14 protein-coding genes and 1 pseudogene are annotated in these 15,156 nt (G+C 71.7%); 13 read left to right on the top strand and 2 right to left on the bottom strand.

Features of this window, described 5'->3' with window-relative positions; all coding sequences use genetic code 11:
- Positions 1–36 precede the first annotated feature (36 nt).
- Positions 37–1,668 carry an L-glutamate gamma-semialdehyde dehydrogenase gene (pruA, locus tag ABD371_RS04250; protein ID WP_344472846.1) on the top strand — a complete coding sequence of 544 codons (1,632 nt, stop codon included), beginning with the start codon at positions 37–39 and terminating at the stop codon, positions 1,666–1,668.
- 135 nt (positions 1,669–1,803) lie between these two features.
- On the opposite strand, the gene ABD371_RS04255 is transcribed toward pruA, so the two are convergent.
- Positions 1,804–2,262 (bottom strand): SRPBCC family protein, encoded by a 459-nt coding sequence (locus ABD371_RS04255; RefSeq protein WP_344472849.1) that lies wholly within the window; start codon positions 2,260–2,262, stop codon positions 1,804–1,806.
- Between the two features lie 161 nt (positions 2,263–2,423).
- Between ABD371_RS04255 and ABD371_RS04260 the strand changes: the two are divergent.
- The 10 genes and pseudogenes from ABD371_RS04260 to ABD371_RS04305 all read left to right on the top strand — a co-directional run.
- A pseudogene (locus tag ABD371_RS04260) lies at positions 2,424–2,684 on the top strand (GNAT family N-acetyltransferase); the annotation flags it as partial.
- Positions 2,685–2,978: 294 nt separating this feature from the next.
- Positions 2,979–3,119 carry a hypothetical protein gene (locus ABD371_RS04265; protein WP_344473218.1) on the top strand — a complete coding sequence of 47 codons (141 nt, stop codon included), beginning with the start codon at positions 2,979–2,981 and terminating at the stop codon, positions 3,117–3,119.
- 79 nt (positions 3,120–3,198) lie between these two features.
- Positions 3,199–4,239 (top strand): 3-isopropylmalate dehydrogenase, encoded by a 1,041-nt coding sequence (locus tag ABD371_RS04270; protein ID WP_344472851.1) that lies wholly within the window; start codon positions 3,199–3,201, stop codon positions 4,237–4,239.
- A gap of 242 nt (positions 4,240–4,481) precedes the next feature.
- The gene (locus ABD371_RS04275; protein ID WP_344472853.1) at positions 4,482–5,570 is read left to right on the top strand and encodes a branched-chain amino acid aminotransferase; all 1,089 of its coding nucleotides are present in this window, start codon (positions 4,482–4,484) and stop codon (positions 5,568–5,570) included.
- A 56-nt stretch (positions 5,571–5,626) separates the two neighbouring features.
- Positions 5,627–6,130 carry a tetratricopeptide repeat protein gene (locus ABD371_RS04280; RefSeq protein WP_344472855.1) on the top strand — a complete coding sequence of 168 codons (504 nt, stop codon included), beginning with the start codon at positions 5,627–5,629 and terminating at the stop codon, positions 6,128–6,130.
- 176 nt (positions 6,131–6,306) lie between these two features.
- Entirely contained in the window at positions 6,307–6,543 is a 237-nt protein-coding gene (locus tag ABD371_RS04285; RefSeq protein ID WP_344472857.1) for a hypothetical protein, read from the top strand.
- 25 nt (positions 6,544–6,568) lie between these two features.
- Positions 6,569–7,183 (top strand): TetR/AcrR family transcriptional regulator, encoded by a 615-nt coding sequence (locus ABD371_RS04290; protein WP_344473198.1) that lies wholly within the window; start codon positions 6,569–6,571, stop codon positions 7,181–7,183.
- A gap of 133 nt (positions 7,184–7,316) precedes the next feature.
- Positions 7,317–8,666, top strand: a complete 1,350-nt coding sequence (locus ABD371_RS04295) for an MFS transporter (protein WP_344472860.1) — start codon at positions 7,317–7,319, stop codon at positions 8,664–8,666.
- Positions 8,667–9,272: 606 nt separating this feature from the next.
- A complete protein-coding gene (gene cimA, locus ABD371_RS04300; RefSeq protein ID WP_344472862.1) occupies positions 9,273–10,898 on the top strand; it encodes a citramalate synthase in 1,626 nt (541 codons plus the stop codon).
- A gap of 50 nt (positions 10,899–10,948) precedes the next feature.
- Complete coding sequence (locus ABD371_RS04305) at positions 10,949–12,370, top strand: hypothetical protein (RefSeq protein ID WP_344472864.1); 1,422 nt, start codon at positions 10,949–10,951, stop codon at positions 12,368–12,370.
- A 154-nt stretch (positions 12,371–12,524) separates the two neighbouring features.
- Here the strand turns inward: ABD371_RS04305 and ABD371_RS04310 are convergent, their stop codons facing one another.
- The gene (locus ABD371_RS04310; protein WP_344472866.1) at positions 12,525–13,130 is read right to left on the bottom strand and encodes a YceI family protein; all 606 of its coding nucleotides are present in this window, start codon (positions 13,128–13,130) and stop codon (positions 12,525–12,527) included.
- 189 nt (positions 13,131–13,319) lie between these two features.
- On the opposite strand from ABD371_RS04310, the gene ABD371_RS04315 reads away from it, so the two are divergent.
- Both ABD371_RS04315 and ABD371_RS04320 read left to right on the top strand, forming a co-directional pair.
- Entirely contained in the window at positions 13,320–14,462 is a 1,143-nt protein-coding gene (locus ABD371_RS04315) for a threonine synthase (RefSeq protein WP_344472868.1), read from the top strand.
- Positions 14,459–15,142, top strand: coding sequence for a helix-turn-helix transcriptional regulator (locus tag ABD371_RS04320; RefSeq protein WP_344472870.1), 684 nt, complete (start codon positions 14,459–14,461; stop codon positions 15,140–15,142). Before ABD371_RS04315 ends, ABD371_RS04320 begins: the two co-directional genes overlap by 4 nt.
- Positions 15,143–15,156 lie beyond the last annotated feature (14 nt).

Genomic DNA, 15,156 nt, shown 5'->3' on the forward strand with positions numbered 1-15,156 from the left:
TCTGACCGCCCCACTGCTTAAGGAGATTCGGCACCCATGGACGCTGTGACCAAGGTCCCCGCGCCGGTCAACGAGCCGGTTCACGGCTACGCCCCCGGCTCCCCGGAGCGCGCCCGTCTCGAGGCCAAGCTCAAGGAGCTGGCGGAGAACCCGATCGAGCTGCCGATGACCATCGGCGGCGTGCGCCGGATGGGCGGCGGCGAGCGGGTCGACGTCGTTCAGCCGCACAACCACGGCGCGGTGCTCGGCACCTTCGCCGGGGCCACCCAGCAGGACGCCCAGGACGCGATCGACGCCGCCCTGGCCGCGGCCCCCGCGTGGCGCGCGATGTCCTTCGACGACCGCGCCGCGATCATCCTGCGCGCCGCCGAGCTGCTCTCCGGCCCCTGGCGCGAGACGCTGGCCGCCTCCACGATGCTGGGCCAGTCCAAGACCGCCCAGCAGGCGGAGATCGACACTCCCTGTGAGCTGATCGACTTCTGGCGCTTCAATGTCGCCTACGCCCGCGACATCCTGGCCGAGCAGCCCCCGGCCAACGCGCCGGGCGTGTGGAACCGCATGGACCACCGGCCGCTGGAGGGCTTCGTCTACGCGATCACGCCCTTCAACTTCACCGCCATCGCGGGCAACCTGCCCACCGCGCCCGCGCTCATGGGCAATGTCGTGGTGTGGAAGCCCTCCCCGACGCAGACCCACTCCGCCGTGCTGCTGATGCAGCTGCTGGAGGAGGCCGGTCTGCCCAAGGGCGTCATCAACCTGGTGACCGGCGACGGCATCGCCGTCTCCGAGGTGGCCCTGAACCACCGCGACCTGGCCGGCATCCACTTCACCGGCTCGACCCGCACCTTCCAGCACCTGTGGAAGACGGTCGGCAACAACATCGAGAAGTACCGCTCCTACCCGCGCATCGTGGGCGAGACCGGCGGCAAGGACTTCGTGGTCGCGCACCCCAGCGCCGACCGCGCCGTGCTGAAGACCGCGCTGACCCGCGGCTCCTTCGAGTTCCAGGGCCAGAAGTGCTCCGCGTCCTCGCGTGCGTACGTTCCGGCGTCCATCTGGAACGACGGCTTCAAGGAGGAGTTCGCGGCCGAGGTCGACGGCATCACCATGGGTGACGTCACCGATCTGTCGAACTTCATCGGCGCCGTCATCGACGACCGCTCGTTCGCCAAGAACAAGGCCGCGATCGACCGCGCGAAGACCGACCCGAGCTGCACGATCGTCGCCGGCGGCAGCTACGACGACTCGGTGGGCTACTTCGTCCGCCCGACCGTCATCGAGTGCTCCGACCCGGAGAACGAGGTCTTCAAGGCCGAGTACTTCGGTCCGATCCTCGCGGTGTACGTGTACGAGGACGACCAGTACGACGCCATGCTGGACCAGATGGAGTCGGTCTCCGACTACGCGCTGACCGGAGCGGTCATCTCCAACGACCGCGCCGCCGCCGCGCACACGATGGAGAAGCTCCGCTTCGCCGCGGGCAACTTCTACATCAACGACAAGTCGACCGGCGCCGTGGTCGGCCAGCAGCCCTTCGGCGGCGGCCGTGCCTCGGGCACCAACGACAAGGCGGGCGCCCCGCAGAACCTGATGCGCTGGACGCTGACCCGCGCCATCAAGGAGACGCTGGTCGCTCCGACGGAGTACGGCTACCCGCACATGGGCTGACCGCTCCCCCCCGGGCCGACCGATCGTCGGCCCCCAAGAACCCGCCCCCGTTCCGGCCCCCACGCCGGAACGGGGGCGGTTCCATCTGTTCAGGACGAGCGAGCCCCCGGATCGGTTCCTGCCGCCACTATTTCTTCACCGATCGCCCCGCGCCTCGGCATAATCCCGGATGTTGACCAGCTGACCGGCCCAGCCGCCGTCATGACTCTCGTACGAGGCCTGCGCCCGGTGCTCCTCGGGCACGTCCACCGAGGCGAACCCGCTCTCCGTGATCCGCAGCCGGGTGCCTTCGCCCTCGGCGGTGAGGATGTACTCCACCAGCGTCGAATTGCCCTCGGCCGCCTGCTCCCCGGGGTGCCCGGAGGCCCAGCGGTAGGAGAGCCGGCGCGGCGGGTCCACCGCGACGACCGTGGTCGGGAACCGCCCGTACTCTCCGTGGTCCAGCAGCATCGTGCCCCCCGGCCACAACTCCACCCGCACCGGCTCCCCCTGCCCGAACCACTTCCCCACATGCTCCCCCTCGGTCAGCACCGCCCACACCCGCTCCACCGGCGCGCTGATCCCGATCTCCCGGTCGATCCGGTCCTCGCCCATCCTCGTCTCCTCCTCGGCCGATGTACCCCCTCAGATTTCCCACCCGGGCCCGGGACCCGCAACCGGAGCGTCCGGCCCTGCGGGCGTCCCGGAAAACGCGTGGGGCCGGGCCGGGGGAGCTGAGAGGCTCGGGCGCATGACCGAGACGATCCGCACCCCAGGGGCTGGGCGGCCGGGTGATGGACGCGCTGGAGGAGATCGTCGAGCGCGCCTACGACTTCGGGGCGCTCTCCGCCTCCGACCAGGGCGCGGCGCTGTACCGCTCGCGCGGCCGGCGGCTGTGGGAGGGCCGGATCCAGGGGCTCGGACCGGACGGCGCGGTGTCCTTCCCGGAGGAGGAGGGCTCCACCTTCGTGTGGGGCAAGGCTCCGGACCCGGCCCGCGCGCTCGCCTTCGACTGGCGCGACGGAGACGTTCTCTGACCGGCCCCAGCCCTTCGGCTGCTCCGTCCGAGTCCCGCGACCCCCGGTCTGACCTGCGGAGTTCATGATCTCTGTCTCAGATAGTAGGAAGTCCGACTACTTGTGGAGACAGGGGGGCCCGGCTGCCTTAGCTTGGTAGGAGCCGAACGCCTCGCTCGATCCAGCGAAGGGCGGTCGTGAGCGCGCGATCTCGCAGGCGACCCCTGCGGCCCGCTCCCCGCCCCGCCCGGCGTCCTCGAACATCTCCGCGATCCGCGGTCCCTCGATTCAGCGATCTCCAAGGAGTCGATCACCATGCCCGCGATCCCCGCCGAGACCGTCCGCCGAGTCCGTCACGCCGCCGCCCGTATGTCCGAGTCCGACCGCAGGAACGCGGCGGCGGCGCTCCAGCGCGCCCTGGACCGCCGGGACAACGGCGGGGCCGCCGGGCGCTGAGCAGAGCCCTCCCCGTGGGCCTCGTCCACATGGTGGACGGAGCATGTCATGGGATGGGACGGAGAGTAGGGTGCCCGACATGTCTCGCAGCCTCAACATCGCAGTGATCCCCGGTGACGGCATCGGCCGGGAGGTCGTGGCCCAGGGCCTGAAAGTCCTCTCCACGGTGCTTCCCCAGGATGTGAAGCTGGAGACCAAGGAGTACGACCTCGGCGCACAGCGCTGGCACCGCACCGGGGAGACCCTCCCCGACGCGGAGCTGGAGGCCCTCAAGGGCCACGACGCCATCCTCCTCGGAGCCATCGGCGACCCGTCCGTGCCCTCCGGCGTGCTGGAGCGGGGGCTGCTGCTCAAGCTCCGTTTCGCCTTCGACCACTACGTCAATCTGCGTCCGTCGAAGCTCTTCCCGAACACCTCCACCCCCCTCGCCGGCCAGCCGGAGATCGACTTCGTCGTCGTCCGCGAGGGCACCGAGGGCCCGTACACCGGCAACGGCGGCTCGCTGCGCACCGGCACTCCCGCCGAGGTCGCGACCGAGGTCAGCCTGAACACCGCGTACGGGGTGGAGCGCGTCGTCCGTGACGCGTACGAGCGGGCCAACGCCCGCCCCCGCAAGAAGCTGACGCTGGTCCACAAGAACAACGTCCTCGTCTACGCGGGCCACCTGTGGAAGAACATCTTCGACGCGGTCGGCCAGGAGTACCCCGAGGTCACCACCGACTATCTGCATGTCGACGCCGCGACGATCTTCTTCGTCACCCAGCCCGAGCGCTTCGACGTCATCGTCACCGACAACCTCTTCGGCGACATCCTCACCGACCTCGCCGCTGCCGTCTCCGGCGGCATCGGCCTGGCCGCCTCCGGCAACATCAACCCGACGGGCGCCTTCCCGTCGATGTTCGAGCCGGTCCACGGCTCGGCCCCCGACATCGCGGGCACCGGCAAGGCCGACCCGACGGCCACCGTCCTCTCCGTCGCACTGCTCCTGCGCCACCTCGGCTTCGAGCCCGAGGCCGTCCGCATCGAGGAGGCCGTCTCGGCCGACCTCGCGGAGCGCGACGGTTCGTTCCGTACGACCGACGAGATCGGCGACGCGCTCTCCGTACGAGTAGCGAGCTGAGGCCCGACGCTTCCACAGCCGCCGGGCCGCGCATTCCGCGCCCGGCGGCTTCTCTCTGTGCGGCTCCCGGGTGCACCATCGAAACCGGGACCGCTTTCACCCCGTTGCACCCCGTTTCTCGCATCGACTCCTTCGGGCGATAATCGAACCGGGCCGTGGCTCGCGGGAATGCTCGGACGCCTTGGCATCAGTAGCGGCGTGAGCGCGGTCCGTCACAACCAACGGTGAAGGACATTGCATTCATGACGACGCCCACGATCGAGCTGAAGCCCTCCTCGCACCCGCTCTCCGACGCGGAGCGGGAGGCGATCCTCGCCGACCCCGGGTTCGGCCGGCACTTCACCGATCACATGGTGACCATCAAGTGGACCGAGGGAGTGGGCTGGCACGACGCCCAGCTGACGCCGTACGCCCCGCTCTCGCTCGACCCGGCGAACATGACCCTGCACTACGCGCAGGAGATCTTCGAGGGGTTGAAGGCCTACCGCCGTCCCGACGGCTCGGTGGCCACCTTCCGTCCGGACGCCAACGCCGAGCGCTTCCAGCGGTCCGCCCGCCGGCTCGCCATGCCCGAGCTGCCGACCGAGCTGTTCATCGAGGCCTGTGACGCACTGATCCGCCAGGACAAGGCGTGGGTCCCGGCGCACGGCGGCGAAGCCTCCCTGTACCTCCGTCCGTTCATGATCGCGACCGAGGTGGGCCTCGGCGTCCGGCCGGCCAACGAGTACCTCTTCATCGTGATCGCCAGCCCGGCCGCCGCCTACTTCGCCGGCGGCGTCAAGCCGGTCTCCGTCTGGCTCTCCGAGAACTATGTCCGCGCCGTCCCCGGCGGCATGGGCTTCGCCAAGACCGGCGGCAATTACGCGGCCTCCCTGCTGGCCCAGGCCGAGGCCGCCGCGCAGGGCTGCGACCAGGTCGTCTGGCTGGACGCGCTGGAGCACCGCTGGGTCGAGGAGATGGGCGGGATGAATCTGTACTTCGTGTACGGGGACCGCATCGTCACCCCCGAGCTGACCGGCTCTCTCCTCGCGGGCATCACCCGCGACTCGCTCCTCAAGCTCGCCAAGGATCTCGGCCACGAGTCCGCCGAGAGCCGCATCTCCACCGACGACTGGCGGCGCGACACCGAGAACGGCACCCTCACCGAGGTCTTCGCCTGCGGCACCGCCGCGGTGATCACCCCCATCGGGCTGGTGAAGTCCGCCGGCGGCGAGTGGACCCAGAGCGCCGGCGAGCCCGGCGCGGTCACCATGAAGCTGCGCGAGGCCCTGCTGGACATCCAGCGCGGCACCGCCGCCGACACCCACGGCTGGATGCACGAACTGGGCTGACCCGCCCCGCGTCCCCTCGTGCCCCCCTCCTCCCGTACAGCGGCGAGGATGGGGGCATGAACGCATCCGAGCGCGACCGCGCACTGGCCGAAGCCGTCCTTCTGCGTGAGCGGGGGAGCGCCGGGGAGGCCCGGCTGCGACTGCTCGCGCTCGGCGAACTCCTGCCCGCCGACCCGGAGATCGCCTACCAGACGGCCTGGGCCCACGACGTCCTCGGACGCGAGGCGGAGGCCGTGCCGCACTACGAACGCGCCCTCGCCGCCCCGGGCCTGACCCCGGAGGACCGCCGGGAGGCGCTGCTCGGACTCGGCAGCACCTACCGCGCGCTCGGCCGGTACGAGGAGGCCGAGCGGACCCTGCGGCTCGGGGTGGCGGAGTTCCCGGAACACGGCGGGCTGCGGGCCTTCCTGGCCATGGCGCTCTTCAACACCGGCCGCCACGAGGAGTCCGTACGACTGCTGCTGGAGCTGCTGGCGGCGACGAGCGAGGACCCGTCGGTACGCCCCTTCCGTGCGGCGATCGAGAACTATGCCCGGGATCTGACCGCGATCACCGGATGAGCCGGACTTCGGCCGTTACCCAATGGTTTCCCACTGGCCTCTTCTGCTCGCCACATCAGCTGATTAGAGTGTTGTTCTAATAAGAGATGTGGTGATATGCGAATGACTTCGACCGAGCGCGACCGGCGGCCCGCCCCACCGTGCCGCGCCGCCCGTCACCGGCCGGGAGCCACCCGGTGATCGCGGTCGTCGCCGTGATCGCGGTCACCGTACGGAACCGGGGCCCGGAGGAGAACTCCCCGGACGACCCGCCGCCCGCGCTCTCGCTGCTCGCGGTCGTCCTCGCGGTGGCGGCGGTCACCGCGCTCACCGGGATGCTCTCGCCCCGCGCCGGAACGGCGGCCCGCCGACGGCCGCCCGAAGGGGAGACACCGCCGACGTCACCGCGCCGATCGGGTAGAACGTATGAGTGAACGAACCCCACCCCGAGGCGTCCGGATGACCCCGCCCTCCCGGCGGCGCAATGTCGCCCCGCCCCGCGAGGCCGTGCTCGCCGCCGCCATGGCCACCATCGCCGAACACGGCCTCGACCGGCTCACCATGGCGGGGCTCGGCCGGGACGTCGGAATGAGCAGCGGGCATCTCCTCTACTACTTCCGCACCAAGGACGAACTCCTGCTGCGTACCCTGGAGTGGAGCGAGTCGCTCCTCGGGGCCGACCGCGCCGCCCTGCTCTCCGGCCCGGGGACCGCCGCCGAGCGGCTCACCGCCTATGTCGGGCTGTACGTCCCCGACGGGCCGCGCGATCCGCACTGGAGTCTCTGGCTGGAGGTCTGGAACCGCTCCCAGGCCGCCGGCGGCGAGGACGCCCGCGCCCGCCAGGGAGCGATCGAGGCCGCCTGGCACCGCGACCTCGTCGCCCTGCTCGCCGAGGGGATCGCCCGGGGCGAGTTCCGGGCCGTCGACCCCGACCGCCACGCCACCCGGCTGCGCGCACTCCTCGACGGATTCAGCGTCCATGTCGCCGTCGGCCTCCCCGGCACCGGACGGTCCGAAGTCCTCGCCCACACCGCCGAGTTCCTGGCCGAGAACCTGTTCGCGCCGGTGCCCTGAGGCGCTCGGGAGCTCCCCGGAGCGCCCCCCTCCCGGCCCTGGCCACGGCGGGAACGCAACGCACGCAAGTACTCCCGATCGTTGCCCCGGCGGCCCTTGTCGGCCCCCCACCCCTCCGGCACGGTTTCCCCCCATGGGACGAGAGCACTGGAAGAAGATCTGGGTCGGCTCGGCGGGCAACATGGTCGAGTGGTTCGACTGGTTCGTCTACGCGAGCTTCGCCACCTACTTCGCGGGCGCGTTCTTCCCCGAGGGGAACGACACCGCCAAGCTCATGAACACGGCGGGGATCTTCGCCGTCGGCTTCTTCATGCGCCCGGTCGGCGGCTGGCTGCTCGGCCGGGTCGGCGACCGCAAGGGCCGCAAGGCGGCGCTGACCCTCACCGTGACCCTGATGTCCGCCTCCGCCCTCCTCATCGCCGTCGCCCCCACCTACGCGGTCGCGGGGTACGGCGGCGCGGCCGTCCTCCTGGTCGCCCGGCTCCTCCAGGGCCTCTCCGTCGGCGGCGAGTACGCGGCCAGCGCCACCTATCTCACCGAGGCGTCCGCCCCCCGGCACCGGGGCCTCGCCTCCAGCTTCCAGTACGTCTCCATGACCGTCGGCCAGATCCTCGGCCTCGGCCTGCTGATCGTCCTCCAGCGCACCATGTCGGACCAGGCCCTGCACGACTGGGGCTGGCGCATCCCCTTCGTCATCGGCGCACTCGGCGCGGCGGTCGTCTTCTACCTCCGCCGCAACATGCTGGAGACCGAGGTGTACGAGGAGTCCGCCGACGACACCCCCGCGAGCCAGAAGGGCACCATCAAGGCGCTGCTCGCGCACCGGCGGGAGGCGTTCCTCGTCATCGCGCTCACCATGGGCGGGACCGTCGCGTACTACACGTACACCACCTATCTCACCAAGTACCTCTCCAACTCCGCCGGGCTGGACAAGCAGACCGCCACCCTGGTCTCCTTCTGCGCCCTGATCGTCTTCGCCTGCCTCCAGCCGCTCGCCGGCATGCTCTCCGACCGCGTCGGCCGCCGCCCGCTGCTGATCACCTTCGCCGTCGGCTCGACCCTGCTCACCGTGCCGATCATGGCGATGCTCAAGCACGCGGACTCCTTCTGGCCCGCGTTCGGACTCTCCCTGCTCGCCCTGGTGGTGATCACCGGCTACACCTCGATCAACGCCTGTGTGAAGGCCGAGCTGTTCCCGACCGGGGTACGCGCGCTGGGCGTCGCGCTCCCGTACGCGATCGCCAACGCGCTCTTCGGCGGCACCGCCGAGTATGTGGCGCTCTGGTTCAAGGACTCGGGCATGGAGGCCGGGTTCTCCTGGTACGTGGCGGGGTGCGCGGCCGTCTCGCTGATCGTGTACCTGAGCATGCGGGAGACCCGCGACATCGATCTGAACCTGGTGGGCCGCTCCGGGAAGCCGGGCGGGCCCGGAAATCCGGGGGAGCCCGGGGAGCGGGAGCCCGCCCGGGTCACCTCCTCCTGAACCGGACCGCCCGGTCGAGTGATCTTGGCCGAAGGTCGCGCACCGCCGGGCCGGACGGTTGACTCCCGGCGGTGCCCCCGGATCTCATGAGGGCCCGGCGGGGGCCGGGGCTCATGATTTCGGGGGGAACCATGGCCTCCGGCTCAACGTCGGCCCAGGACTCCACCCGCGCGACCGCACCGCCCCCAGGGATCCCGGCCCGTCCCGGTCCGCGCCCAGCCCTCCCCGACCGCCTCCCCGCCCACCGCGCCGACGGTTGATTCCGGCCAGGGATCCGGCCGCCGCCGCGATGGCCGGAGTGCGCCGGGCGGGGGACCGCATCCCGAGACGGAACACCGTTTCGCACGGAGTTGTGACAGACTTCCCCGGTGCTTTCGTTCGCCATGATTATCGGCAGCAGGCGCGCCGGTCCGCCGTGATCGCTCCGTACCAACCCGTACGGCAGCGCCCACCACGCCCCAGACCCGCGCGCAGACCTCTCGCACCCGCGAGGGGTTTTTTCATTTCCCGGCCCCACCCCGGACGGAAATGGGCGGCACGCGAAAATGGGGGCAAGTGGAGCCAGAAATTCCGGGAGCCACTCACCCGACAGGAGTCACAGCAGCCATGACCACACAGCCCAAGGACACGGACATGGGCACGGCCACCGACGACAGCTTCCATGTCTTCGACACCACCCTTCGCGACGGGGCCCAGCGCGAAGGCATCAATCTGACCGTCGCGGACAAGCTCACCATCGCCCGGCACCTTGACGACTTCGGCGTGGCCTTCATCGAGGGCGGCTGGCCCGGGGCCAACCCCCGGGACACCGAGTTCTTCTCCCGCGCCCAGCGCGAGATCACCTTCCGGAACGCCCGGCTGGTCGCCTTCGGAGCCACCCGCCGCGCGGGCGGCTCGGCCGCCGACGACCCCCAGGTGCAGGCGCTGCTCGACTCCGGCGCCCCGGTGATCACCCTGGTCGCCAAGTCCCACGACCGCCATGTCGAACTCGCCCTGCGCACCACCCTCGAAGAGAACCTGGAGATGGTCCGCGACACCGTCTCCCACCTCAGGTCGAAGGGCCGCCGGGTCTTCGTCGACTGCGAGCACTTCTTCGACGGCTACCGCGCCAACCCCGAGTACGCCAAGTCCGTCGTCCGTGCCGCGGCCGATGCCGGCGCGGACGTCGTCGTCCTCTGCGACACCAATGGCGGAATGCTCCCCGCCCAGATCCAGGCGGTGGTCGCGACCGTCCTCGCCGACACCGGGGCCCGCCTCGGCATCCACGCCCAGGACGACACCGGCTGCGCCGTCGCCAACACCCTCGCCGCCGTCGACGCCGGCGCGACCCACGTCCAGTGCACCGCCAACGGCTACGGCGAGCGCGTCGGCAACGCCAATCTCTTCCCGGTCGTCGCCGCGCTGGAGCTGAAGTACGACAAGCGGGTGCTGCCCCCGGGCGCGCTCGCCGACATGACCCGTATCTCGCACGCCATCGCCGAGGTCGTCAACCTCACGCCCTCCACCCACCAGCCCTATGTGGGTGTCTCGGCCTTCGCCCACAAGGCGGGCCTCCACGCCTCCGCGATCAAGGTCGACCCCGACCTCTACCAGCACATCGACCCCGCGCTGGTCGGCAACACCATGCGGATGCTCGTCTCCGACATGGCCGGCCGCGCCTCCGTCGAGCTGAAGGGCCGAGAGCTCGGCATCGAGCTCGGCGGCGACCGCGCGCTGGTGGGCCGGGTGGTCGAACGCGTCAAGGAGCGCGAGCTGAAGGGCTACACCTACGAGGCCGCCGACGCCTCCTTCGAGCTGCTGCTGCGCGCGGAGGCCGAGGGCAGGGCGCGCACCTACTTCCGCACCGAGTCCTGGCGGGCCATCGTCGAGGACCGCCCCGACGGCACCCACGCCAACGAGGCCACGGTGAAGCTGTGGGTCAAGGGCGAGCGCATCGTCGCCACCGCCGAGGGCAACGGCCCGGTCAACGCGCTCGACCGGGCGATGCGGGTCGGCCTGGAGCAGGTCTACCCGCCGCTGGCCAAGCTCCAGCTGGTGGACTACAAGGTCCGCATCCTCGAAGGCCGCCACGGCTCGGACTCCACCACCCGGGTGCTGATCACCACCGGTGACGGCACCGGCGAGTGGTCCACCGTCGGCGTCGCCGACAACGTCATCGCCGCCTCCTGGCAGGCGCTGGAGGACGCGTACACCTACGGGCTGCTCCGCGCGGGGGTCGAGCCGGTCGAGTGACCGCCGTCGACGCCGGTCCCGGGAAACGGCTCTTCGGGTAGCGTCGATGCATGAGGACCAGGCTGCTCTCCGCACTGTCCGGTCTGCTGCTGGCGCTCTCGGCGGCCGTCTTCACCACGGCCCCGGGAGCGTCGGCCGCCACCGGCCACGAACAGTCGGCCACCGGCCCCGCGCGGGCCGCCGCGCCCCTGGACGCGACGCCCGGGACCGACGGGGCCGCCGCCGTGGCGCGGGCGTTCGAGGACGGCCCGGTCCATGTCGATCCGCGCGCCGCCGCACAGCTCTCCGCCGCCGACGCGAACGCCCTCGCCGAGAGGATCAGGAAGGCGGACAAGCCCCTCTTCGTGGCCGTGCTCCCGGCCGGCGCGGAGTTCGCGCCGGACAGCGTGCTCAGGGATCTCCGTACCCGGACCGGTGTCAGCGGTCTGTACGCCGTCCGGCTCGGCGACCGGTTCAACGCGGGCGCGGACGGCGGGGCCCTCGCCAGGCCCGTCGTGCGCGACCTGGTCACGGCGGTCCGCACACCCCCGGGGGCCGACGCGGCCACCCAGCTGAACAACTTCGCCGACCAGGCCCTGCCGCGGCTGCGCGGCACCGCCCCCGCCTCCTGGGAGGCCGCGGCGCAGGGCGGGGGAGGCGACAAGAACACCGGGGCGCTGATCGCCCTCGGCGCGATCCTGGCCGCCGTCGGCCTGGGCGCGTACACCGTCGTCCACCGCGGACGCCGCCGCAGGGCGGCCGAGGAGCGGGCCGCGCTGGAGCGGCTGCGGGTGGTCGTGGACGAGGACATCACCGCGTTCGGCGAGGAGCTGGACCGGCTGGACTTCCACCCGGCGGAGAAGGGCGCGGACGACGCCATGCGCGCCGACTACGAGCGCGGGCTCGACGCGTACGACCGGTCGAAGTCCCTGATGGCGTCCGCCGGGCGGCCATCGGACGTCCGCGAGGTCACCCGGGCCCTGGAGGACGGCCGCTTCAGCCTGGCCGCCCTGGACGCCCGCCGCACCGGCCGGCCGCTCCCGGACCGGCGCGTCCCCTGCTTCTTCGACCCGCGCCACGGGCCCTCCGTCACCGACCGGAGCTGGGCCCCGGCGGGCGGCGCGGCCCGCGAGGTCCCGGTCTGCGCGGCCGACGCGGCCCGGCTGGACGACGGGCTCGAACCCTCGGCCCGTACCGTCGGCACGGCGGAGGGCCGCCGACCCTACTGGGAGGCGGGCCCGGCCTACGGCCCCTGGGCCGGCGGCTACTTCGCCGGCGGCCTGCTCCCGGGGCTGCTGGTGGGCACCGTGCTCGGCGGGATGCTCGCCTCCCCGGCGTACGCGGGGGAGTACGGCGGCGAGGACTACGCGGGATCCGGCGGGGAGCCGGGCGCCGACTCCGGAGGTGACTTCGGGGGCGACTGGGGCGGCGGCCCGGACGGCGGCGGCGACTTCGGCGGCGGGGGCGGTTTCGACGGCGGCGGGGGCTTCTGAGGGCACCCGCCCCGGAGGCGGCCCGGAAACGGCAGAGCGCCCGCCCACGCCGTGGGGGGACGGCGGGACGGGCGCGCTCTGGGGGCGCCGCCGGACGGTCGGTCGCCGGCGGGCGCGGTGGCCGGTACGGCCGGGGTGATCCGCGTGATCGGCGTCAGGCGGACTTGATCGCGGAGATGTCGAAGTTCAGCTTGACCTTGTCGCTGACCATCACGCCGCCGGTCTCCAGCGCGGCGTTCCAGGTCAGGCCCCACGCGGAGCGCAGGATCTCGGCGCTGCCCTCGAAGCCGACGCGCTCGTTGCCGTAGACGTCCGTGGCCGCGCCGTTGAACTCCAGGTCGATCGCGAGCGGACGCGTGACGTCCTTGATCGTGAGGTCGCCGGTCACCCGGTACTTGTCGCCGCCGAGCTGCTCGGCCGCGGTGGAGCGGAAGGTCATCAGGGGGAAGCGCTCGACGTCGAAGAAGTCGCTCGCGCGCAGATGTCCGTCCCGGTCCGCGATGCCGGTGTCGATCGACTCGATCTTCACATCGATGGCGGCGGCGGAGGCGGCGGGGTTCGACCCGTTGAGCTTCAGGGTGCCCTCGTGCTCGCCGAAGCTGCCGCGGACGTTGGTGACCATGGCGTGGCGGACGGTGAAGCCGATGCTGCTGTGCGCCGGGTCGATGGTGTAGTCGCCGCTCAGGGCCGCGAGAGCCGGGTCGACGGGGGCGGTGGCAGTGGCGACGGCGGTGTCGGACTTACGGCTGAAGATACCCATGATGACGCACTCCTGTGGGGGAAGGGTTCGGCACGCGGATGCGGCCTGGCTGGCGAACCTTGTTGTTGAAGCTTCAACGAGAAGGACTCTAGACCTATTCCGTTCAATATTCAACTTCTGCTGCCGAAGTCCCGGCGGAGACTCTTTGTGATCTTGACAAGGAGTTCAGTTCTGGCCATCTTGTCGACCATGACCGCTCGCTATCTCGATGAACGCTCGGGCACCAGCTATCCGCTCACCGACCCCCTCCGCTGGCGCGCGGACAGCGGCGCGCCCCTCTCGGTGAGCCCCCTCCTCGGCATCACCCGCGCCGATGTGGACACCTCCCGCCGCTCGATCTGGCGCTACCGCGCGGCCCTGCCCGGCGACATCCGCGAGCCCGTCTCCCTGGGCGAGGGCTGCACCCCGCTGGTGCCGGGGGAGTGGGACGGCGTCCCGGTCTCCTTCAAGCTGGAGTGGTTCGGCCCGACGGGCAGCTTCAAGGACCGCGGCACCAGCGTGATGATCTCCTTCCTCGCCCAGCAGGGCGTCCGCGAGGTCGTCGAGGACAGCTCCGGCAACGGCGGCTCCTCCGTCTCCGCCTACTGCGCCGCCGCCGGGATCCGCGCCCGGATCCTCGCCCCCGAGTCCACCTCCCCCGCCAAGATCCTCCAGAGCAGGATGTACGGGGCCGAGGTCCAGCTCGTCCCCGGCGACCGGGAGGCCACCGCGGCCGAGGCCCTGCGCCAGTCCGCGCACACCTACTACGCCAGCCACAACTGGCACCCCTTCTTCCTCCAGGGCACCAAGACCCTCGCCTACGAGATCTGGGAGGACCTCGGCTTCCGCGCCCCCGACCAGATCGTCACCGTCGCCGGCGCGGGCAGCACCGTCCTCGGCTGCCACCTCGGCTTCTCCGAACTGCTCGCCGCCGGGCAGATCGACCGGCTGCCCAGGCTGCTGGTCGCCCAGCCCGCCAACTGCGCCCCCCTCCACGCGAGCTTCCACGCCGGCGCGGACACCCCCGTGCCCTGCTCGTTCGCCCCGACCGTCGCCGAGGGCACCGCCATCCGGCGGCCCGTCCGGCTGCCCGAGGTGCTCCGCGCGATCCGCGCTTCGGACGGCGACATGGCGGCCATCGACGAGACCGGCATCGAGGACGCCGTACGGAGGCTCGCCGCCAAGGGCCTGTACGCGGAGCCCACCAGCGCCACCGCCGCCGCGGCCGTCGGAGCCTTCGCCGAACGGGGGGCCATCCGGCCCGGCGACCGGACCGTCGTCGTCCTCACCGGCTCCGGCCTCAAGGCCGCCGGCGCGATGGAGCGGATCTGCGGCCCGGGCGGCACCCGATGAGCACCGGCGACGAAGTCCTGCTGCGCGAGGCCGAGAAGATCGCCCTCGCCGTCGGACGGATGCTCCCGGGGCTCTGCGAGGTCGTCCTGCACGATCTGCGCGACCCCGCGAACTCCGTCCGGGCCATCGAGAACAACCTCTCCGGCCGCTCGGTCGGCGAAGGCGCCACCGAACTGGGCCTCGCCAGGATCCACGACCCCGACTTCCCCGGCGTCCTGCAGAACTACCCCAACCGCTTCCCGGACGGCCGCCGGGCCAAGAGCACCTCCATCGGCATCAAGAACGCCGACGGCGTCTATGTGGCGGCCCTCTGCCTCAATCTCGACGTGTCCCTGCTGACGGGCGTCGCCGCCGGGATCGACCGTCTCGTCCGGACCGAGGAGCAGGAGCTGCCGCTCGCCGAGACCCTCCGGGCCCGAACCGCCGACGGGCTGCGGAGCGCCGTGGACGACTTCGCGGCCCGCCGCGGCCGTACCGCCCGCGAACTGGGCACCGCCGACCGCAGGGAACTGGTCCGCGAACTCCGGGCGCAGGGCTGGCTCCAGGTCAAACACGCCGTACGGACCCTCGCCGGGATACTGGGCGTCTCCCGCGCCACCCTCTACAACCATCTGCGCGACGAGACTCCCCGTACCCCGGGCGCGGGAGAGGGGGAGCGGGAGGACGGCCGCACGTCATGACCGCGCCCGCCAAA

Source organism: Streptomyces amakusaensis (assembly GCF_039532665.1).
GTDB lineage: Bacteria > Actinomycetota > Actinomycetes > Streptomycetales > Streptomycetaceae > Streptomyces > Streptomyces amakusaensis.